The sequence below is a fragment of the Arthrobacter sp. Soil_C_49 genome, assembly GCF_057656635.1.
On record NZ_JBDGJZ010000007.1, the window covers coordinates 181,945 to 202,816 of the forward strand.

Below are 20,872 nucleotides of genomic sequence, written 5' to 3' on the forward strand. Positions count from 1 at the left end.
GGATCGTTCTGGAAGAAGAAACACGATGATTGGGACCAACTCCTTGGCTCAAGGGGTGGACCGGCAGCCGCCGGGTCGATCGGCAGTTCCGGTGCGAGAACAAGTAGCAGACAGGCTGCGATCCGCGATCATAGGACTCCACCTCAAGCCAGGGCAGCGTCTCGTCGAGCGGGAACTGATGGAACAACTGGGAGTTTCCAGGACCACCCGTTCAGAAGCCAGGGACCTCTACGGAATACGTGCCTGTCTGGAACCGCTCATCGTGCAAAGGTTCATTGAAGGCGCAACCGGTGCTGAGATTGCGGAGCTCCAAGCCGCCATCGCCGATTACCGTTCCAAAACGCCGAAACAACTCCGGGACATGCAGTCGGTACTCACCGCAAAGGACGGCATCTACGGGGTCCTGATCGCTGGGGCCCGGAGCGAACCACTCCGCCAGTTTCAATGAACAGATCCAGGCGCGGGTGCACGTCTTGCGGGCCGCCTCCCTTTCCCACCCCGGCTGAGCCATGGAAGCGGTCGAAGAAATGGAAGCGATCGCCGCTGCAGTGCCCAGCCGTGACGCCCCACTCGCCACCAAGCTTTATGCCGCCCACGTCCAACGTGCCGCATTCACCGCACTCGCCGATTTCGACGACTGACACCTCACTGTATTAACAACCGACGCGACGAGAGTCGCCACCCGTTCTGCCAAAAACGAGCCGCTCCGAATCGTTTCGTTGCCGTGCTCCGTCTTGGGTTTTCTAGGAAGGAAAATTGTGGAACTGACAGATCGACAGCAACAAATCAAGCAAGACTTTATCAACATACGCGGAACCTGGAGCGACTCTTGGGAGGCGATCTTGGCACTCAGCCCGGAGTTCTTGGCCGGGTACCTCTCCATGTCTTCAGTGCCGTGGAAAAAGAACAAGCTCGAGGACAAGGTCAAGGAATTCATCTATATTGCCGTCGACAGCGCCGCCACTCACATGTACCTTCCCGGGGTCCGCCAGCATGTACGTGCCGCCCTCCGCTTGGGTGCCACCTCTGCGGAAATCATGGAAGTAGTGGAACTGACCAGCACCCTCGGGGTCCACGCGATGAACGTGGGTATTCCCATCCTGTGCGAGGTTCTGGACGAAGCTGGATTGCGGAAAGAAGAGCCTCTTAGCGATTATCAGTTGCAGGTCAAGCAGGAATTCACTGAGAACCGTGGGTACTGGAACAAGACGTGGGATGACATCCTCGCGCTAGACCCCGAATACCTCGAGGCGTACACAGAGTTCTCCTCGGCCTCATGGAAGTACGGTCCGCTGGAGCCAAAGGTTAAAGAATTCATCTATATCGCCTTCGACATCGCGGCGACCCATCTCTACGAGAGGGGCACTAAACTCCATATAGAGAATGCCCTTCGCTACGGGGCGACCATAGGGGAAATCGTCGAAGTGCTTGAAATAGCGAGCGTTATCGGCATCCATGCAGCCACAGCGGCTGCCCCGATCATCCTCGAAGAAATCGCCGCATTCGAAGCAGAGCAGGCTCCATCATGACCAGCCAAACCATGACTTCGAACGCTTTGCCTACTGCCTCCGCGAAGGGGGAAATCGCCCTTTTGGCCTCTGTTCCCACCGGCCTGCTTATCAATGGTGAGTGGCGGGCTGCCGCTTCCGGCAAGACCTTCGACGTCGAAGATCCGGCCACGGGCAAGGTGCTGTTGAGCATTGCCGACGCCGGGCCTGAAGATGGTGCCGCGGCCCTGGACGCCGCCGCTGCCGCGCAGGAGTCCTGGGCGAAGGTCCCACCACGTGAACGCGGTGAAATCCTGCGCCGCGCCTTTGACCTGGTCACCGAACGGGCCGAGGACTTCGCGCTGCTGATGACCATGGAGATGGGCAAGCCCCTGGCCGAAGCGCGGGGTGAGGTGACCTATGGTGCCGAGTTCCTGCGCTGGTTCTCCGAAGAGGCTGTCCGTGCTTTCGGCCGCTACTCGGTCTCCCCGGACGGCAAGTCCCGGCTGCTGGTCACGAAGAAGCCTGTGGGCCCGTGCCTGCTGATCACCCCGTGGAACTTCCCGCTGGCCATGGCCACCCGCAAGATCGCCCCCGCAGTCGCCGCCGGCTGCACCATGGTGCTGAAGTCCGCGAACCTCACGCCGCTGACCTCCCAGCTGTTCGCCGCCGTCATGATGGAAGCCGGCCTGCCCGCCGGTGTCCTGAACGTCATCCCCACCTCCACGGCCGGCGCCACCACGGGCCCGCTGATCAAGGACTCCCGGCTCCGCAAGCTCTCCTTCACCGGCTCCACGGAGGTGGGCCGCCGCCTGCTCTCCGACGCCTCCGAGACAGTGCTGCGCACCTCCATGGAGCTCGGTGGCAACGCCCCGTTCGTCGTCTTTGAAGACGCCGACCTGGACGCCGCCGTCGCCGGCGCCATGCTCGCCAAACTGCGGAACATGGGCGAGGCCTGCACCGCGGCCAACCGGTTCATCGTGCACGAATCGGTCGCTGCCGAGTTCGCGGAGAAGTTCGCCGCGAAGATGCGGGAGATGACCACGGCCCGGGGCACCGAGCCGGAATCCAAGGTGGGTCCGCTGATCGATGCCAAGAGCCGGGACAAGGTCCACGAACTGGTCTCCGACGCCGTTGCGTCCGGCGCCACGGCCGTTGTGGGCGGCGGACCGGTGGAGGGCCCGGGCTACTTCTACCAGCCCACCATTCTCTCCGGCGTCACCGAGGGCACCCGGATCCTGTCCGAGGAAATCTTCGGCCCCGTCGCCCCGATCACCACCTTCAGCAGCGAAGACGACGCCGTACGGCTGGCCAACAACACCGAATACGGGCTCGTGGCCTACGTCTTCACCAAGGACCTGAACCGCGGCATCCGGATGGGCGAAAAACTCGAAACCGGCATGCTGGGCCTGAACGCCGGCGTTATCTCCAACGCCGCCGCACCCTTCGGCGGCGTCAAGCAGTCCGGCCTGGGCCGCGAAGGCGGCCTCGAAGGCATCGAGGAATACCTCTACACCCAGTACATCGGCATCGCCGACCCCTACACCGGGTAGCTATCGACCTGACTGCCTGGAAGAACACATTTCTACTCCCCTCGGGCCAGTTCGAAGGCACTGGCGGCTCTTCAAAGCTCGCGTCACTGCGGCCAGGCCGCCTCCAACGTGGCCGTATTGATGAGCCAATATGAGCTTGGCTCACCCGTGCCCCGCGACTTAAGTAACTGCTGCAGGAAGGCGGATCCTCTCACCCCCGGCACGGGGTTCACAGCCCGTACGGGCACGTGCCGAGCATTGCTGGCTAGTCCGCCTGAGCTGCTAGAACGTCCGAAGTCCTCGGAGGCGGGCGTTCTCGCAGCTAACCGCAACTTTTTGCTCCGGGTGCATCTCGTGTGTAGCGAGCGCTGCTCCGGCGCAGAGTATCTCGGCAGAGTTCTCTCACCACACCCGGACCGGCAGGTAGTGCTACTTAGAGCCTGCTCCAAGGGAGCTTTGCTAGGAGACCGACCGACCAGGCATCAGTCATTCCATTGTTGCCACTCTCAAATTCTTTGACATTCAAAAGTTCGTCCAGGCCTAGGAAGCTGAACATGCGTCCTCTCCATCACCCTCCTGAGGCCTCATGCCGGGAGCCCCAGCGATGGTCCGGCAAGCTGGTCCTTGCCGCTCCGGGCGCAACCAATCGGTCGTCACTCGCCGAAATCACTTGACCTGGTCTGGGCATACAATAAGATTGTGTGACGATCTGACGTAGATTCAAGCCTTGACTTCACCCGTGCTGAACTTCATCACGGCCCATATTGTCGCTGGCATTCATTGATACCAAAGGAGATAGCAATGGCTTACGTTATTGGTTCCCACCATGTAACGCTTTCGGTCGGACACGCCCAAGAGGACGTAGACTTTCACACCAAAGTCCTAGGAATGCGATTCATCAAGAAGACAGTCCTGTACGACGGAACGACCCCGATTTACCACCTCTACTACTCCAACGCCAATGGCGATCCTTCTTCAGTTGTAACAACGTTCCCGTGGGCTCAGGCTGGCGTTTACGGATCACGAGGCACTAATCAGGCTCGTGAGGTCTTCCTCTCTGTCCCCTCAGGCTCACTGGACTTTTGGGACGAGCGTCTTCAGCAGCACGACTTTGAGACTCAGAACACGGAGGTCTTTGGTGAAAGGCGGGTCAACTTCCGCCACCCATCCGGCATCGAATACGTTCTCATCGGTAATGAAGGAGACCCCCGCCAAGGCTTCACGGGCAACGGTGTCTCTGCTGAAAATGCGATTCACGGCATTCACGGCACCGGCGTTCACGTCTACGACCATGACCGTATGATCGATTTCGCAAAAGACGTGTTCTCTGCAAAGGGAAACATTCAGGAAGAAGGCGACCGTGTACGCTTCCAAATTGGCGACGATCAATTTGGAAACTATGTGGAGCTGACGGGAAACCGAACTGATGACCAAGGTACGTGGCGATATGGAGCCGGAACTTACCACCACTTCGCCTGGAATCTAGACAACCTCGAAAACCAGAATGAGATCAAGGTCGAAATTGAAGGTGCCGGGTATACCGATATCTCCGAACTGAAGAACCGTACCTACTTCAAATCCCACTACGTGCGGACGCCTGGCGGTGCGCTCTTTGAGCTTGCAGTCACTCACAACGAGGGTGGCTGGGACTGCGACGAGTCCCCAGAAGAACTGGGCAAGTCTTTCATGCTCCCGCCGCACTTCGAGGACCAGCGCGCATCGATCATGGCACAGCTGGAACCGATCAAGAGCTGAGCGGTATGGGCGAAAGCGGTCGACTTAACCAATAATCTGTCGCCCAAGGCGCCACCAAACGCGAACTGTACGCACAGTTGAAGTCCTGCAGCACCGGAAACTCTCGAAGGATCACACCCTGCACCTACACCTGCCTCCGGCGAACCAACAACACAACCATAGGATCGTCTTCAGGGCATGCGCAGCCGTCAAAGGACATGTTGCTAATCGGGTAGCAGGCTCTGCGTATCGCTGCCACCTTTCGTTTGTTGAACACAACAGTCAAGATCGACTTTCAGCGACAAATGACATTACTCACTCATGGTCTACGACCCGCTTCATCCAGTGCCGCCCATAGGGCACTGCTTCCCACCATGAAGCTACGCTAACAACTGAGGACAGAATGACTTTAGAATACAGCGGCCGCGTGGCCCTGGTTACAGGTGCAGGTTCGGGTATCGGCGCTTCCGTTGCGCATGTTCTATCCGCGCGGGGCGCATACGTTGTCGTTGGGGACATTGACCCCGATCGTGCAGAGATGACCGTAACTGATATCAACGCCAACGGGGGCACCGCGCTTGCGGTTCGTTCGGACATATCCCGTCTTGAAGACGCCCAGCATCTCGTTAAGACTGCGCTTGATAACTATGGGCGACTTGACTGGGCGGTTAATAACGCCGGCGTAACTGGAGAATACGCGCCTATCGTATCCAGCGACCCCGCCCATTGGCGGCATGTAATAGATGTAAATCTCATGGGCACCTACTACGGTCTGCGCAGCCAGCTCGCACAGATGACCGAACAGGGATTCGGTGCCATCGTCAACATGGGCTCGATTACTTCGATCAATGGGCAAGCGATGACGTCAGGCTATAACGCAAGTAAGCATGGTGTCGCGGCGTTAACGAAGACTGCTGCTCTCGAGGTAGGCGCTTCAGGAATACGCGTTAACGCTGTTGCACCTGGTTATGTGCGGACTCCGCTCCTTGACATGTTGAGCGAAGAGGACTGGGACCCTATCGTTCGGCTTCACCCGATCGGACGTGTGGCGAAACCTGATGAAGTAGCCGAGCTAATCGCCTTCCTGCTTTCTGACAAGGCCTCTTTCATTACAGGCAGCGTACATCTGGTTGATGGCGGCTTCTCAGCCCAGTAGCTGCCGTCACCACCGTCCAACGCCCTGCTGAAGATCACGGGTAAGTCCTGTTGAAAAGCACAGTACTCATCAGCATCTCCTGAATGCCACACCACCATCGAGCACGTAGGACATGTTGCGGGCGGTCGATTGTGAAGACCCTGGTCCTCAATCACCTAGTTCCGGCCGATTGGCGGAAGCACCTCTGGAAGCCCGTGCGAAAGGCCACTCCGACAGGTGCTCGTCGGAGATGACTTTGAGTGATCAATCTTTGAGTGCCTCCCGCTTGGGCCGCACGACATTCTTGACAAAACAGTGGCCACCTGCTCGCTAGGAGTGGGCGACCACTGTTCCATGTCGGCAAGGGGTTGAATGGGGCAGTCGGCGAATGAAAACTTTAAGATCTGTGTTCATACGTTGGCTCGCAAGTTCGGTCTGACCTGAATTTGCCGTTGCTGCTAGATTCCCTGCTAGTTCGCAACGCCCTGCCAGGTGACCATAAAGATTTCGCCAACGTGATTAGCTCGGCCAAGCTGGCCGTGGTGACTCTATTCCGTCCACGGCTGAGGTCAATTCGGGTTATCGACGGCTGAAAGGAGGAGCGGTTTGCGCCGGGTCGCCCGGTGCTCACGGTTGTTCACCTCAGTCATGAACTCCTCGCACGCGGCCTCGAGCTCGGCGAAGGAGGCGTAGCCGGTCCGGAGATTGGTGTTGGTAGGAACGAGGTCTGCCTTGGCCAGTTTCACGCTGGCTTCAACCCCTCCCTTCGTGGCAGGGTCACCAGGCTGGCAGGTCAGAACCGCATCCCGTAGTGGCGGGCGAAGTCCAGGGTCCGCTGGTTTCGCACCGGGACCCCGGCAACATGGGCCGTGGTCACGGTCTTCTCGTTATCGGTTAGGACATAGGTCGGTGCGCCGCCCAGGATCCGGAAGCAGCGGTCCAGCGCGGCGAACACGCTCGGCGCGGTTCGGTCCCGCAACGGGATCACGATCCGGAACCTTGAGAAGGCCAGCCACGCCACAAACAAGATGGTTTTCATTCCGCCGATCCGTGGCCCGTCGCCGAAGTCGAACTGCAACCACATCCCGATTAGCTCTTCATGGGCCTTGTCGGCCCGGATCCGTCCCTTGGACGCCTCGATCCATTCCACAATCTGGGGCAGGTAGGCGTCCGTAACCCGGGGCCGCGGCGCAGGCTCGGCGATAGGCCGGCCGGCGTCCCGCGGGGCGACATGCCTGCCAACCGTGTGATGCGAACAGCCCGTGAGCTCCGCGGTAGCGCGGCAACGATCCGGTCAATCCCGGGGAGAGGCCCCCGCCGCTTAAGACGCGGCAGGTTCAGTAAGGAAGTGGGCAGATCTCATGACCACCGATGGGCAGTTCTACTGGCCGTCAGCGGGCAATTCGGTGGACGCCTACGGGCAGTTTTTCATGGCCGCTTACAGATGAAAAGGCGGAGGAGGTCCCGGGGAGCGCCTCCGAAGAACGCTGCGCGTGCTCATTATGATCAGCTGATGAAACAGGGAATGGGCAATTCCGAAGCCTGCCGGATCGTGGGAATCAGCCGTAGTTCGGGTACCCGATGGCGGCACGGCCACACCGTCGTTCTCAAGTCCGGAGACATCAGGAAGTACGCTCCTATCTCGCTCCGGAGGCCGACGGTCATCTCCGCCCGGTTTCTCTCGGAGTTGGAACGGATCACGGTCGCAGACCTGTTGCATAGCGGCCGGAGCATCTGTGCCATTGCCAGGGAGCTCGGACGGAGTCCATCGACGGTAAGCCGGGAGATTCGCCGGAACACTCATGAGCCCTCGGGTAGTTACCGTCCGCGGACGGCTCAGCGGAGTGCCGAGCGCAGACGGAGCCGGCAGCGCACCGGAAAAATCGCCGGCAACCCGGTCCTGCGCGAGTTTATTAAGGAACACTTGGAGCAACGCTGGAGTCCCCGCCAGATAAGCAACCGTTTACGCGCTGAATTCCCGGGACAAACGGAGATGCACGTGGTGCCTGAGACCGTGTATCAGGCATTGTACGGGCGCGGAAGCCTGGATCTGGCGGTGGATCCGGCTATCACACTCCGAAGCGGGCGGACCGGTCGCCGGCCTCGCCGCCGGAAGGAGCACCGGACGAAGCGTTTTCCCGACGTGGTCATGATCCGGACAGGCCAGCCGAAGGGACCAGCAGATTAGTACCTGGGCATTGGGAGGGGGACTTAATCATTGGAAAAGGTGGCCGATCTGCCATCGGTACGTTAGTCGAACGGACAACGCGCTTTATTGTCCTCGTGCATCTGGCAGGCAACCGCGGTGCCGAAAATCTCCGCGACCGGCTGGCAACCACAATGGGTTCACTTCCGGCCCATCTCCGCCGTTCCCTGACGTGGGACCAGGGCACCGAAATGGCCTGCCATCAAGATTTCACCCGGCGCACACTCATTCCCGTCTACTTCTGCGACCCCGCCAGTCCATGGCAGCGAGGTTCGAACGAGAACACCAATGGCCTGCTGCGGCAGTACTTCCCGAAAGGCACTGACTTGAGTGTCCACAGTCCAGAACACCTCACTCAACCGGCGCCCACGCGAGATCCTAAGCTGGCAGAGTCCTCTGGAACGTCTGGCTAGACTGTCTTCACCCGCAGTAGAACCATAAATTGTTGCAACGACTGCTGGAATCCTCCGCCCACGAAATGGCTCACTTTTCGACCACCATCGCTGACACCAGCGCCGTTAACCCCCTGATCATGGGCTTGTGTCACCCGTAGTGTGTGGGGCAAATTGCCTCACGGCGCAGTCGACTACGGCCAGGGACCGATGCGATGGTTGTATGGCCTCAGCCCAGCAAATGCTAACGGCCTCGTTGTAGCGTGCTGGCCGTAATGGACGGATAGCGAGGGGCAGGCCCTCGTAGGTCCGGTCACCGTGAGGGCGCTGGACTTGCAGGGTATAGCCAAAGCCGCGCCCTACAAGGGAGCGTACGAGTTCGAAATTGTCAGACTTTATTGCGATAAGAGGTCTCTCGCCGATCTCATCGAATATCTGGAGGACGTTCTTAGTACTTTCAGGAACGTCCAGCAAGACCATTGGTTCAGTGACCAAGTCCAGAACAGTTAGCGCCGACCTTTCGGCAAGCTGGTGGGCTGAAGGAAGGACGACCTGTACCGGGGCGTCATAGAGTCTGCGTGACTTTACCCCATCCAACTCGTCCCCTTCTGGGCTAATGACTAAGTCGAGCCGGCCGCCGAGGAGCAACGGGAGCAGCTCCGTCCGGTAGCCCAGCTTGAAGGTCACCTCGATGCCAGGGTGTCGGTTACGCACTTCGGCAAAAATAGGGGGCAGCACTGTAGGTGCCAAGCCGTGCGGGCACCCGATGGAGACCGGGCCAACGAGGGTTGCGGCGGACCCCTCCGCCTCCTGCTGCAATGCGGCGGCCTGCCGCAGGAGCGCAGAGGCCCTCTCCACAAAGTGGCGTCCGCTCGGGGTCAACACGACGCCATGCGCCTTCTTCCTCACGAACAGCTGAGTTTTTAGCGCTTTCTCCAGCTGATCCAGAGACGTAGACAGAGCAGATTCAGAGACGTGAAGGCGACGTGCCGCCTGCCGTATCGTGGACGCCTCGGCGATGGCGACGAAAGCAGATAGTTGCTTGAACGTGTAGACAGGGTGCATACCTCGAAATTATAGGGATTGTAAGCCTGAATAAAGTGCTTTTCGAATGAATGCGCACGAGAGAGACTGGAATACGGCAAGCCCGCGACAGAGTTCAGGGACCGCTAGTTAAACCTCGCAAAAAAAGGATTCCCGTATGCGTCCCCACCAACAATCGACGCCCGTCGCCGACTGGGTCACTCTTGAAGCACTGCAGAACGACCCCTATCCCGTCTTCGAACGCCTTCGTTCGGAAATGCCCGTCGCCTGGGTTCCCGCCGTCAGCCGGTACTTGGTGTCCGACTTCGAAAATTGCCAGTTTATAGAGTTGTCGCCCCACCTGTTCTCGGCGACCGAAGAAGGCCATCGCATGAATCGTGCCATGGGGACCACGATGCTCAGAAAAGACGATCCTGAACACGCGGTCGAGCGACGTGCGATCAATCCCACCCTGCGGGTCAGGGCTGCGAAGGAGGTTTGGAAACCAGTCTTCCAAGCCCTTGCTCAGGACCAATTGGAGGCGTTTGTACTCAAGGGTCCCGGCGCGGACCTAAATGCTGACTTTGCTGAGCCCTATGCTGCTCGCGTATTGGCCTCCCTTGCCGGTCTACCAGTTGACCGATGGCCAGATATCCAAAGGTGGTCCCAAGCGTTTATCGACGCAACCGCCAACGCAGCCAACGATCCCGCAATCTGGCGCCGAACAGAAGACGCCAACCGCGAATTTAACGAACTCCTCGATGAGCTGCTGCCCGAGTTACGCAGCACCCCCAACCAGTCGATCCTCGCTGCCATGGTCCAGGCCGGCCTTCCGGAAGAGGCCATTAGGGCCAATGTAAAGCTTGCTGTCGCAGGCGGGATTAACGAACCACAGCACTTGCTCACCAGCGGAATTTGGGCTTTCACACGCCACCCCAAACAACTCCGGGATCTCATAGCCGATCCTTCTCTTTTTCCATCCGCCTTCAACGAGATCGCCCGCTGGCTCTCCCCGGTTGGCGCCATCTCCCGTATCACTACCCGCGATGTCACCCTTGGAGGAGTCCTTATCCCTGGGGGCAGTCTGGTCAGCGCGAGCATCCAGTCCGCCAATCGGGACGGCAGTCGCTTTCCAAAGGCGGACGAGATGGACATCTACCGTCAGGACCAAACGCATTTCGCGTTCGGCGCCGGCACTCACATGTGTGCCGGCCGTTGGGTAGCCGAAACCGCGGTCGCTGACGTCGCTTGGCCTTTGCTGTACTCCCGGCTAGAGGGACTGCGTGCAGCCGACCCTGCCAATGCGCGTTTCACCGGTTGGACCTTCCGTGGGCTCGGTGAACTAAATGTGGTCTGGGACTCTGAACGGTTGTCACGGCCGACACAAAAGGCTGATTGTCCTGGCACGGGGCCTAGGTCAGGGGCCCTCACGCTTACAGTGTCAGACCGCTGGAAAGCCACGGAGGACGTAGTGGTTTTGGAGCTGGAAAGTTCTGATGGGCAACCGCTCCCGACCTGGACGCCCGGAGCTCATCTACCCCTCCGCTTCGGGGAGGGATTCGAACGCCACTACTCCCTCTGCGGCCCTCTAAACGGGCCCGCAGACCGGTACCGAGTAGCGGTTCTCCGTACCAGTGCCAGCCGCGGCGGGTCGCTTGCGTTGCACGATAGCATTCAACGCGGCGACGTTCTTGAGGCCAGCCCACCCGCCAACAACTTCAGACTCCGCCCGGCAGACCGCTACGTCTTCATTGCCGGTGGTATCGGCATAACGCCTATCCTGCCAATGATAGAGGCCGCTGCGATTGCAGGCTCCGACTGGTCACTGCTCTATCTCGGCTCAAGTCGTCGGCGGATGGCCTTTTTGGATGAACTGGTGCCATACGGAGCACGGGTCACTATATGGGCTCACGACGAGTTGGGCACGGCGGATCTGGCCGAGCTGATCAGAGTGCCCACCCCAGGCACTAGTGTCTACGCATGTGGTCCGGACAGGCTCCTAAGAGGCTTGGAACTACTCGCTGACGGGTGGCCAAAGGCCTCCTTACAAATCGAGCGCTTCGCAGCGAAAACGCAGCAACCGATGAAAACGCAGGCCTTCGTCGTGAAGCTGGCACGGAGCGGAAGGGAGTTGTCGGTGCCTGCCAATTCGTCCATTCTCGATGTGCTACAGGATGCCGGAATCCCTGCGCCTAGTTCTTGCCACGAAGGTGTATGCGGAACCTGCGAGACCACGGTAATTGCTGGCCGTCCCTGCCATCGGGACTCCGTTCTGGATGTTGATGAACGCGCAACCAACTCTCGCATGATGATCTGCGTTTCCCGGGCACAGACACCGTCCCTGACGCTCGACCTTTGAGGACGAGGCAAGGCCCAAGATCGATTTGGATGGTGGCCGTTCACCTGTGACTCGTCCTTACTGGGCCGGCGCCAAGTCCTGGCCCGCGTGCGAGAGCAACGGTCAATGAACCGCCGCGCGAAGGCTAGGTGCCCTGAGCCTGGCCGTCGGAGTAGGGATGGCCTCAGCTTCCTCCCATGAGACCCGCCGATGTAGGGGTTGGAGGTCGCCGCGTTGAGCTCCTAGCAGCGGAGGTTCTCCGACATGGATAGCCTCGTAATGCCTGAGAAGGGAAGTTTTCCGTCGGACATCATCGGTCTCACTGACAGCGTCGAGCACGTTGCTGCTGTCGAAAAGAGTGACCTGACCGTCTTACGCGGGAACTTGCATGGAGACTTACGGCCGTCGTCATCCTAAAAATGTCATGTACGAGAATTCGAGAAGGGAAAAGAGGATGCTCTTGGAAAAGCTAAAAGATCGAGTAGCAGTTGTAACCGGCGGTGCTAGCGGAATCGGATTTGCGGTAGCACGCCAATTCCTGCTTTCAGGAATGAAAGTGGCCATTGCCGACATAGAGCAGTCCGCGCTCAATGAAAGCGTCAAAGAATTAGAGCCTCTTGGAGACGTAATTGGCGTTCAGTGCGATGTTTCTGACGCGAGTTCAGTGCAAAGCCTTGCGGACGTGGCGATTAAGACCTTCGGATCCGTGGACGTGCTTTGCAACAATGCAGGCGTCGAGAGCGGGGGACGTATCGAGGACCTTTCTCCGGAGACGTGGCGTTGGGTTCTTGGAGTCAATTTTGGCGGGGTCCTGAACGGCTGCAACGTCTTTCTGCCGCTCATGAGGGCACAGGGGAGTGGACATATCATTAACACCTCCTCATTGTCTGGACTCATCGGAGCGTCCCCAACCATGGGACCGTACGCAGTCTCAAAATCTTCGATCCTTATATTTACAGAGACCCTCGACGCGGAGCTACGAGCTGAGGGGTCGTCCCTCCGAGCATCAGTACTCGTTCCTGGGCCGGTCCATACACATATGGGAGCGTCGGAACGGAACCGCCCTGGAGATGTTCCACCTACTGCAGGCAGCCAGCTCAGGGAAGAAGTAATGGCGGAGTTGGTCAAACGCCAGGCTTCAACATCCATAGACCCAGACCAAGTTGCTTTGGACGTGATCAACGCTCTTCTTGACGAGCGTCTCTATATACTTACCCACCCAGAGATTACCTCCGCCGTTGTGCACGGGCGTGCAGAGGTGATAGTCGAGGAGGCCCAGAAGAGGGCAAGACGATGACCGATAACAGCAATCATTTTGCGGCCCGCGTTCGCTTCCGACGTCCGGTATCAACAACACGAAGAGTTTGGCCGTTGCGTGGAAACGCTTGGATAGGAATTATTCGTGATTTATGTGTGGAAGCACTTGGCTGCCCTGATGGACCCCAGTGGCTGCGACAAGCCGGAGGGGGAAATAACATTCCCCTCCCCAAATGTCAAGCTTACATCCGGGGCGTGGATTGGCTGGTACGAGGAAGAAATCTGAAGCGAACCAGCACCGCAGTACCACTACCAACCCTCATAGTTGGAGTTACGCAAGATGGAGTTAACGGCATTAATCGTGATTCTGTAGGCAGGACAGGCTCCGTGTGGTGCTCCGCTTCCTGATCTCGTTCGGGTTGGTTGTATTCCAGCATCAGTCTCACTTCGGACGCCAGCCTTTCCGGTGCGGATATGATCGCGAGGAGTATCGGAACGGACGGGGGTCTTATGGCAGGTGCAGCAGGACGACTGGCTTTCAGCAACGACATCAGCCGCCCAGGGAACTGCCGCTAAGGAGTGGTGCCCGTCTCCGGCTGGGCTCGCGTTTCCTGGCAGACAGTACGAACCTCCCAACCGTCCCGTCGGCGGTACGTTCGTCTACCTCTTCCATAGGAGAGCTTGAGTCGAATGATGCCTTGATCCAAAGAAAGGTATTCAACTTCTCCTCGTGCAATGACCAGACCATCATCGAGCACTTCAATCTCATGACCCGGTCTGAGCCCTTTCCAATCGAAGATTTCGAAGGACAGTGGCGTCATGGAGTCATCCTTGATTCCTTCTCCGCGGACATCACTCAAGGAGAGTTTGAGTAGTGCCTGAAAGTGATGGCAGCTGAGATCTGGTGGCCACCCGCGTTTTCGCTAAAGAAAGCAACGTCAGATCGCGGGCGACAGCTTTCTGGGCCTCCGCACGATTTTCGTACCTTGTGCCCTTGTATTTTTTTCCATACTTCAAGGCGGGGGAAGCCTCGTCACCATGTCGCTGGGAAGTGAGCGGATCGTAAAAGACAACATCCGCGCTTTGCCGAGGGTTGTCTAAGCCAAGAGATGGAAGTGCCAGATCAAGGTGGGTGGCAGCGTCGACAGGCTGGGGGAGAACACTTGGATACATCACGCCAAGGACCACCACAACAATTTCTGACGGGAAGTGCTGCGGCGGCCCAAGGCAAGGGAGAAGGAAGCGCTTGTCCTCGCCCGCGAGCTGCCGTCGTTGAGTACTGGGTTTCATTGTTCTGCTCCTGAACCATGCTTCCCAGCCTGATCGGATGGGACGTTTACTTCCTCAGCACGGAGCCGCTTTCTTCGCTACCCCAGGCGCTGAGTGGGAGGGTCGTCACCCTTCGCATAAGCAGCAGTGGGTAAGGACTTCCCTTAGCCACCTGCATCATGATGCAGGTGGCTACCCGGAAGGAATCTGTTTCGTCCGGTTGGGTGTGGTTCAACCCGACCTGAGTAAGCGCGCTTTGAACAGATCCTGGAGGCAGGGTAAGAAGCGGCGCCTTGGATACGGATGCAGCAATTGAGGCAGCATCAGAAAGGGCCGCGCTGCACGAGGTTTGTTGGGGTTTCACCTTTTGCCAGCGCCTGGAGCTGTTCTTTCAGAAGTTTTACGATCCTGGGTTCGAAGGCGGATGCGTTGCCACCGATGTGGGGGGGGTAACGAGGGCATTGGGGGCCGTCCATAGTGGGTGCTCTTCGGGGAGCGGTTCGGGATCTATGACGTCCAGGGCACATTGAAGGCGCCCGGAAAGTACCTCTTTGGTTAGGGCAGCAGTATCGACCACGGCTCCTCTGCCTACGTTCACGACAAGCGCGTCATCGGGCAGTGCGGCGAGGACTTCTTCACCCAGGAGGTGGTGTGGTGTGGTCGTTGAGTGGCAGGACGGCGATGAGGACGTCGTGTGTAGGTGCCAGCTCAGGCAGGGCGGCCGGCGCGTGGATTTTTCCGTGCCCGTCAGTTCGTTCGCTGCTGCCCACGCGGGTGATGTGGACTTCGAAGGGTTCAAGCCGCCGAGCTATCTCCTGGCCGATGCCGCCGACGCCCACGAGCAATATTCTGCGGTCAGCGAGTGACTTGCGGCGCTCGGGGCGCCAGCGTTTCGTCAATTGGTCCTTGGCGGCTTGGTCGATGCCACGTAGTTTCGCGAGTACCAGACCAATGGCAAGTTCCGCTGTTGCCGCAGCGTGCACTCCTGACGCCGTTGCAACGGCAGCTGCAGGTCCGGCAGCGCTGATGACTCCGTCGTAGCCGGTGGACTGTGTTTGGACGAACTTCAGATTCTCGGCCTGGCTGAGGGCGCCCACGGTGTCACATACGTAAATGATGAGCGGCTCCATCAACACTGAGACTCTTTGCAGGTTGGCCCATCGACTTCGACAACACCGCCTTGGAAACCGACCTGATCGCCTTCGAGACAGAACTTTCAAAACAGAAAGCCTCCGTAGCTCGCTAAGGCCCCCTGGAGGGTCGGAGAACAGATTAACCAGACCTACAAGGAACTTCTGCCCTGCGCACACGTATGACGATCCCCGAACGCCGGTCCGCCCACTCGGGAGAGGAGGGATGGGAATGTGAGCCAGGTCTTACACGCTCCACGTGAGGTCATCCGTGATCGATACCCACCTCAAGGCCGACTGGTGGGTGGAGTGAGATCGACACGGTGGCACGATCCGCACGAGACAAATACTCACACTTTCCCCATGCCGGGGTGACCGCTGGCAGATCTGATCAAAGGAAAGGCTTAACCGCCATCACCCATACCTCACCCGTAGAATGCGCAGAGCTTAAGGACTGACTTGCCTCCGGCCCCGAGGCATGCCCCCAACCAGCCCGTCGGATTCGCCTCCAAAACACCTCTTAGATGGGAATTTAGCCAGTGAAAACTTATGACATCGTCTCGCCGATCCATGTCCGTGATTCCATCATGCCGGGACCTTATGGAGACCTCCCTGTCCGGTTTTACGCGCCGGAGGGCGACCAGGTCAGCCACGGCATCGTCTGGGTCCACGGAGGCGGCTTCGCGTCCGGCGACATTGACATGCCCGAAAGTGACTGGGTCGCCCGGGAACTGGCCCACAACGGTCTCTGCGCCGTCACGGTGGATTACCGGCTCGCTCCCGCCATGGATGGCGTAATATCCCGTGCACCAAGGAACCCGTCGGCAGAGGGCTTCTGCTTCCCCGTCGCGTCCGAGGAGATCTCCGCATGCCTGAACTGGGTAACCCGCGCCCCGGACACCGAGCATCTCACCTGGGCACTGGGCGGTGCCAGCGCTGGCGCCAACCTTGCGGCGGGCGCCACCCTCCGACAGCGGGATAGCCAGGAAACTTCGCCGTCCCGGCTAGCACTGGTCTACCCGCTACTGCATAAAACGCTCCCCGCGACGTCGGCTGGACTGCGGGCAAAAGTAGACGCACTTCCTCCTCGGCCGAAGACTCCTCAGGAAATCATCGAGCTGATCATCAACAACTATGCCCCTGGGCCGGGTGGCGACAGCCCTTACGCATTCCCTGGAGGCCACGACCTGACGAACCTGCCAGCGACACTCATCATCAACGCCGACAGCGATCTTTTGCGCACTTCCGGGGAACACTTCGCCGCCGAGCTGGCTCTTGCTGGCAACCATGTGGCTATGCTGCGGGAGCCAAACACTGTTCATGGCTACTTGAACCATCCCGAGGTACCAGGGGCATCAAGAACGGTGGCGAGCATACTGGCCTGGGTCAACGAGTGAGTAACGACGTACTGACGGTAGGACGTCCCTTTGGGGGATCGAATGGTGCTCCAGCGCCAGAAACAGATCCGCATCTGGGCCACAGGCGAGCCCGGCCGCCCAGTGAAGGCCAGCTGGAGGAGAAGGACTACTCGCGGTTCGGCTTCTGGCGGCCGTGCACCCGAGAGGACCTGCCCTACTTCTCCGCCCCGGCCTATTACTTCCCGGCCGAGCTGCAGCGCTCCCTCGGCGTCCCGGTGGGTATCGTCGGCTGCAACTGGGGCGGCACCCGCGTGCGCGTGAACGGGGGAAGAGTACCTGGAGGACAACGAGGGGCGGGTATGGCTTGAGGAGTACCGTTCGAGTCTGGACGGGCTCGATCTCGATCGCCTTGCCGCGGAGTTCCGGGCTGAAGCACGTGGCACTGTACACGGCCCGCGGCGTGATCTGGTACCAGGGCGAAGTCGGACGTGCCCAACGCGACGAAGGCATCCCACGTGGGGTGCCGCGCCCTGACCTGAGGCCGCGCGCCAGCATGCGAGGTTTGGAAACGGGTTTGCTCCAAGTCCACACCGAAAGGCCCGACTCAACAGGTTGACCCTCCTGTCCGCCTGCTCATCCCTTCACCCCCGTCCCGACCCGGCTTCTGGCCAACTGGACCAACGGCCGGACTTAAGAACCGCGGGAGTACACCCTTCGCTTGGGCACCTCCGTCACCGAACTGCCTCAAGCCGTGACGGCCCGCCTCGTCTAAAAGTACAAGAACCCCAAAACAGGAATGGCATTGATGGACGTCACAGACAGGAAAACACCAATCAAGCTTCCATCCGGCTCTGACCACGGAAGAGGGGAGCGACTGCCGGGAATGGTGGAAGTGAACGTGACAACGGCTAAGGAGGTGGACAAGGCCTTGGAAGAGGCCATAGCTGTCATTACTAAGACTGCGGCGCACCACCGTATGGGTGTCCTGGTGACACGGACTGGTGCCGGCAGCTACATTGTCCGGGCACACCCGGCCGTTCCCTACGGCCTCATCCGGCAACAGCATTGATGAGCGCCATTCTGCGGGCAACTCCCATGAATCGAGGCTGCTCCCATCCTGCCAGACCGAGTCGGACGGAATGAGAAAGCGGTGGAGACGCTGGAGAAGCCGCTGCATGCAGGTGTACTGATCACTGGAGAACCAGCGGAGCGGCACCCGCGTTTAGGAACTAGCCTCTCGGGAGGCTAATTCCTCACGTATAGGAGCGCGCCCCAAAGGGCCCGGTTTCCAAGGTTCCTTTGGGTTTCGGTCATGCCGCCCACGTCGCTCAGGATCCATAGAAGAGCCCTTTTGCAGGCACTACCCCTGCCTGTATCAGACTGGCAGCGGGACGTGTTGATGTGGGACGAGTTGGCCGTTCATGCTGGCGTTTTCTCGGCACGTTATCCTGTTAAGGCTGCTCTTCCGGGCGCCGTCCCGCCGCCGGCCGAAAGAACTCTTATCGGGAGGTAAAGGAGAGCGCTTTTGGGAGCCTCTCCCCCGGGCGTTTTAAAGAGCCGATAGTGAATCTTATGTAAAGCTGGCGCTGAGAGGGGCTCCCCCGGAGCCCTCCGGCGACGCCCTCGGACTGCCCTCGGGACCTGGTAAACAGCAGCCATTCGCCAAGTGTTCGGCCCGTCTGTCCGGAATTGGCGAAGCTCCAATCAAATAGCGGTTGACCGGAGCTTCGGTCCATTATGTGCCGGTGAACCTGAGGATTACCTGTGAAGCGGGAGAGACGAAATCAGGTTATCGCCGTTTCAGCCGTGGCAGACGGCGGGGGTTTGAGCGCACGTAGGGCGGGACGGAGGCGTCGTTGAAGGGCTCGAACCAGTCCTCGATTTTCATGGGTGCTAAGCCCAGTTGCATGTTCAGTCCGATGTCGCCTTCGAAGCCGTCCATCGCATTTTGGTAGAGCATCTCACTGTCAGTGTCTTCGAGCATGTTCTCTTCCAGCATGCCCCGCCAGTCATCCGGAAGGTCCAGGTCGTAAAGATCCTGGATGACCTCGACCTGGTCAAAAAGGCAGCGGAGCGCCAGTTCCTGGGCCACGCAGGACGGGCGAGTCCATCCGCGGCTCAGTGCCCCGGTCATGTCCGCGGCGATGACGAGGAACTGTTGAGTGAACCGGACATCGTATTTATCGGCCTGCCGGGGTGGAAGTCCGGACAGGACGAAGGTATTGGCGATGTCCTGCCGGTCGATCCGGTCAAGCCTCAGCAGGCCGTTGAGATCCTCGAAGAGCTGGTCGATCAGGACGGCCGAGGCCTCCCACAGGGCGCCGGCCAGCAGATTTGCCTGGAACAGGCTCGGGTCGCGCTGCTCCGGCGAGATCGAACTCATCCATTCGAGGTCCTCAGCGTCCAACCGGTTCCGCTGGTCCTCTGCCAGGTCCTCCAGCCGGGGTTCGAAACCCAGCTGCTCCAGGCTGAGGCCGGTCAACTCCTCGCCAACGTGGAGCGCGTGCTCGATGTAGTTCTCTTCCCCGGTCATGGCCCCCGATGCTACCGCCTCCCCCTGGCCCGCCTTGCTTCTGGTCGAGAGGCTGGCCTATCGTGGCAGGAGTTTCACCACTTTCACCAGTTTCACCTAGTTTCACCTACTTGTACCCAGGAGGTGCGGTGCAGAATCCCTTCAAGCCGACGGCCGGAGCGACGCCCCCCGAGCTGGTGGGGCGGGCCGGGCTGCTGGACGAGTTCGAGTACGGTCTCCAGCAGGGTTCCGGCGCGCCCGGGCTCTTGACCATCATCACCGGCTCCAGGGGCATCGGCAAGACGGTTATGTTGAGCGAAGCCGAAGGCATCGCCCGGAATCACGGGTGGGCCGTGATCTCCCGGACAGCCACGCCAGGCTTCCTCGCCGGGGTGGGCGATGACATGCTCCGCCTCCTCGACGAACTCGGTGATGGGCCTCCATCCCGGAAGATCACCGCTTTTTCAGCCGCAGGGTTCGGACTGACAACCCAACTCCCTCCGGAACGGGCCCTGGACTGGCGCCGGACCGGGAACGAACTGCTCCGCCTGCTGGACGCGAAGGGCACAGGACTGATCATCACCATTGATGAGATCCATGCCGTCGACAGGGCGGAAGTCGCCCAGCTGGCTGCCGACGTCCAGCACTTCATCCGCGACGGGCTGCCCATCGGGCTGATCTTCGCCGGCCTGCCATCGGCCGTGTCCGACCTGCTGAACGAAGGCGTTGCTACCTTCCTGCGGCGGGCTGACAGGATCAATCTCCATGAAGCCGCCATCGCGGAAGTCACCGCATCGTACAGCGAGCTCTTCGGCCAGGGAGGCATTAGCATCTCCCCCGACCTCGTCACCAAGGCCGCCGAAACCACGGAAGGGTATCCGTTCCTGATCCAACTGGTGGGCTACTACCTATGGCTGGAAGCCGACAAGGCAGGATGGAAACTGGATCAGGCCAGCGTTCAGCGTGGAATCGCTGCCGCCCAACGACGGAACACCTTAGTGGTCGTCGAGTCAGCCCTGTCGGACATCTCGGACAGAGATCGCGAGTTCCTCGATGCGATGGCCGCCCAGGATGGGCCCTCTGCAGCAGGCCAGATCGGCGCCATCCTCAAAGCCAAGCCCAACGTCGTTTCGAAATACCGGAACAGGCTCATCGCCGCGGGCCTGATCGAGTCCGCCGGTTACGGCAAAGTGGATTTCGCAATCCCCGGACTCCGCCAGTACCTCCGCGAGTAGATTGACAGGCGAGTCCATCCGTTCGTGACGTTTTCCCGAAGGTAGAACTGCCCAGCCGTGCCCGGTTCACGACGGGGATGTTCAGGAAAGCAGGGTCTAAAGGCGTATCGGAGCAGGTTAGGTCGGCCACCCATGCCGAGTGGTCGGCGTGATCAGGATGTGACAGGTCAGCTTGCAACAGCCACTCAAGTCACTGAGCAGCACGCCAAGCAAGCCCGGCAACACCTGGGCCACCGACGCGTCGTACCGGCGCTGGCAGAGAGG

16 protein-coding genes and 3 pseudogenes are annotated in these 20,872 nt (G+C 59.7%); 13 read left to right on the top strand and 6 right to left on the bottom strand.

All coding sequences use genetic code 11. From position 1 onward, the window contains the following. Positions 1-25: 25 nt before the first annotated feature. The 6 genes from AC3A4Z_RS13395 (at position 26) to AC3A4Z_RS13420 (ending at position 5,909) form a co-directional block, all read left to right on the top strand. On the top strand, positions 26-448 hold the full coding sequence (locus AC3A4Z_RS13395; protein WP_498711985.1) for a GntR family transcriptional regulator: 423 nt from the start codon (positions 26-28) through the stop codon (positions 446-448). Positions 449-509: 61 nt separating this feature from the next. Further along, on the top strand, positions 510-641 hold the full coding sequence (locus AC3A4Z_RS13400; protein ID WP_498711986.1) for a hypothetical protein: 132 nt from the start codon (positions 510-512) through the stop codon (positions 639-641). 117 nt (positions 642-758) lie between these two features. After that, entirely contained in the window at positions 759-1,529 is a 771-nt protein-coding gene (locus AC3A4Z_RS13405; protein ID WP_498711987.1) for a carboxymuconolactone decarboxylase family protein, read from the top strand. Beyond that, positions 1,526-3,040, top strand: a complete 1,515-nt coding sequence (locus AC3A4Z_RS13410) for an NAD-dependent succinate-semialdehyde dehydrogenase (RefSeq protein WP_498711988.1) — start codon at positions 1,526-1,528, stop codon at positions 3,038-3,040. The genes AC3A4Z_RS13405 and AC3A4Z_RS13410 overlap by 4 nt, the downstream gene beginning before the upstream one ends. Before the next feature lie 780 nt (positions 3,041-3,820). Then, complete coding sequence (locus AC3A4Z_RS13415; RefSeq protein ID WP_498711989.1) at positions 3,821-4,774, top strand: VOC family protein; 954 nt, start codon at positions 3,821-3,823, stop codon at positions 4,772-4,774. 382 nt (positions 4,775-5,156) lie between these two features. After that, a complete protein-coding gene (locus AC3A4Z_RS13420) occupies positions 5,157-5,909 on the top strand; it encodes an SDR family NAD(P)-dependent oxidoreductase (RefSeq protein WP_498711990.1) in 753 nt (250 codons plus the stop codon). Positions 5,910-6,490: 581 nt separating this feature from the next. Here the strand turns inward: AC3A4Z_RS13420 and AC3A4Z_RS13425 are convergent. After that, a pseudogene (locus tag AC3A4Z_RS13425) lies at positions 6,491-7,170 on the bottom strand (DDE-type integrase/transposase/recombinase); the annotation flags it as partial. 243 nt (positions 7,171-7,413) lie between these two features. On the opposite strand from AC3A4Z_RS13425, the pseudogene AC3A4Z_RS13430 reads away from it, so the two are divergent. Beyond that, a pseudogene (locus tag AC3A4Z_RS13430) lies at positions 7,414-8,535 on the top strand (IS30 family transposase). Positions 8,536-8,624: 89 nt separating this feature from the next. Here the strand turns inward: AC3A4Z_RS13430 and AC3A4Z_RS13435 are convergent. Continuing rightward, entirely contained in the window at positions 8,625-9,551 is a 927-nt protein-coding gene (locus tag AC3A4Z_RS13435; RefSeq protein WP_498711992.1) for a LysR substrate-binding domain-containing protein, read from the bottom strand. A 136-nt stretch (positions 9,552-9,687) separates the two neighbouring features. Between AC3A4Z_RS13435 and AC3A4Z_RS13440 the strand changes: the two genes are divergently transcribed. Further along, entirely contained in the window at positions 9,688-11,868 is a 2,181-nt protein-coding gene (locus AC3A4Z_RS13440) for a cytochrome P450/oxidoreductase (protein ID WP_498711993.1), read from the top strand. A 403-nt stretch (positions 11,869-12,271) separates the two neighbouring features. After that, positions 12,272-13,144 carry an SDR family NAD(P)-dependent oxidoreductase gene (locus AC3A4Z_RS13445; RefSeq protein ID WP_498711994.1) on the top strand — a complete coding sequence of 291 codons (873 nt, stop codon included), beginning with the start codon at positions 12,272-12,274 and terminating at the stop codon, positions 13,142-13,144. 532 nt (positions 13,145-13,676) lie between these two features. Here AC3A4Z_RS13445 and AC3A4Z_RS13450 read toward each other — a convergent pair. The 3 genes and pseudogenes from AC3A4Z_RS13450 to AC3A4Z_RS13460 all read right to left on the bottom strand — a co-directional run. Further along, a complete protein-coding gene (locus tag AC3A4Z_RS13450) occupies positions 13,677-13,925 on the bottom strand; it encodes a hypothetical protein (protein WP_498711996.1) in 249 nt (82 codons plus the stop codon). Between the two features lie 31 nt (positions 13,926-13,956). Continuing rightward, entirely contained in the window at positions 13,957-14,394 is a 438-nt protein-coding gene (locus AC3A4Z_RS13455; protein WP_498711997.1) for a hypothetical protein, read from the bottom strand. A gap of 302 nt (positions 14,395-14,696) precedes the next feature. Next, a pseudogene (locus AC3A4Z_RS13460) lies at positions 14,697-15,446 on the bottom strand (NAD(P)-dependent oxidoreductase); the annotation flags it as partial. Between the two features lie 596 nt (positions 15,447-16,042). Between AC3A4Z_RS13460 and AC3A4Z_RS13465 the strand changes: the two are divergent. The 3 genes from AC3A4Z_RS13465 to AC3A4Z_RS13475 all read left to right on the top strand — a co-directional run bounded on the left by AC3A4Z_RS13465 (position 16,043) and on the right by AC3A4Z_RS13475 (position 17,930). Then, complete coding sequence (locus AC3A4Z_RS13465; protein ID WP_498711998.1) at positions 16,043-16,900, top strand: alpha/beta hydrolase fold domain-containing protein; 858 nt, start codon at positions 16,043-16,045, stop codon at positions 16,898-16,900. Next, on the top strand, positions 16,897-17,229 hold the full coding sequence (locus AC3A4Z_RS13470; RefSeq protein ID WP_498711999.1) for a hypothetical protein: 333 nt from the start codon (positions 16,897-16,899) through the stop codon (positions 17,227-17,229). Before AC3A4Z_RS13465 ends, AC3A4Z_RS13470 begins: the two co-directional genes overlap by 4 nt. Positions 17,230-17,759: 530 nt before the next feature. Then, positions 17,760-17,930 carry a hypothetical protein gene (locus AC3A4Z_RS13475; protein WP_498712000.1) on the top strand — a complete coding sequence of 57 codons (171 nt, stop codon included), beginning with the start codon at positions 17,760-17,762 and terminating at the stop codon, positions 17,928-17,930. A gap of 720 nt (positions 17,931-18,650) precedes the next feature. Here AC3A4Z_RS13475 and AC3A4Z_RS13480 read toward each other — a convergent pair. Further along, entirely contained in the window at positions 18,651-19,394 is a 744-nt protein-coding gene (locus AC3A4Z_RS13480) for a hypothetical protein (protein WP_498712001.1), read from the bottom strand. 128 nt (positions 19,395-19,522) lie between these two features. Here AC3A4Z_RS13480 and AC3A4Z_RS13485 point away from each other — a divergent pair, with 128 nt between their 5' ends. Next, a complete protein-coding gene (locus AC3A4Z_RS13485; RefSeq protein WP_498712002.1) occupies positions 19,523-20,608 on the top strand; it encodes a DUF8462 domain-containing protein in 1,086 nt (361 codons plus the stop codon). The last annotated feature ends 264 nt before the right edge of the window (positions 20,609-20,872 follow it).

Excerpts from the sequence above, each read along its gene's own strand:
- AC3A4Z_RS13435 (WP_498711992.1), bottom strand. The coding sequence starts at position 9,551 with ATGCACCCTGTCTACACGTTCAAGCAACTATCTGCTTTCGTCGCCATC.
- AC3A4Z_RS13480 (WP_498712001.1), bottom strand. The coding sequence starts at position 19,394 with ATGACCGGGGAAGAGAACTACATCGAGCACGCGCTCCACGTTGGCGAG.
- AC3A4Z_RS13445 (WP_498711994.1), top strand. The coding sequence starts at position 12,272 with ATGTACGAGAATTCGAGAAGGGAAAAGAGGATGCTCTTGGAAAAGCTA.
- AC3A4Z_RS13400 (WP_498711986.1), top strand. The coding sequence starts at position 510 with ATGGAAGCGGTCGAAGAAATGGAAGCGATCGCCGCTGCAGTGCCCAGC.
- AC3A4Z_RS13450 (WP_498711996.1), bottom strand. The coding sequence starts at position 13,925 with ATGACGCCACTGTCCTTCGAAATCTTCGATTGGAAAGGGCTCAGACCG.
- AC3A4Z_RS13440 (WP_498711993.1), top strand. The coding sequence starts at position 9,688 with ATGCGTCCCCACCAACAATCGACGCCCGTCGCCGACTGGGTCACTCTT.
- AC3A4Z_RS13410 (WP_498711988.1), top strand. The coding sequence starts at position 1,526 with ATGACCAGCCAAACCATGACTTCGAACGCTTTGCCTACTGCCTCCGCG.
- AC3A4Z_RS13455 (WP_498711997.1), bottom strand. The coding sequence starts at position 14,394 with ATGAAACCCAGTACTCAACGACGGCAGCTCGCGGGCGAGGACAAGCGC.
- AC3A4Z_RS13415 (WP_498711989.1), top strand. The coding sequence starts at position 3,821 with ATGGCTTACGTTATTGGTTCCCACCATGTAACGCTTTCGGTCGGACAC.
- AC3A4Z_RS13420 (WP_498711990.1), top strand. The coding sequence starts at position 5,157 with ATGACTTTAGAATACAGCGGCCGCGTGGCCCTGGTTACAGGTGCAGGT.
- AC3A4Z_RS13395 (WP_498711985.1), top strand. The coding sequence starts at position 26 with ATGATTGGGACCAACTCCTTGGCTCAAGGGGTGGACCGGCAGCCGCCG.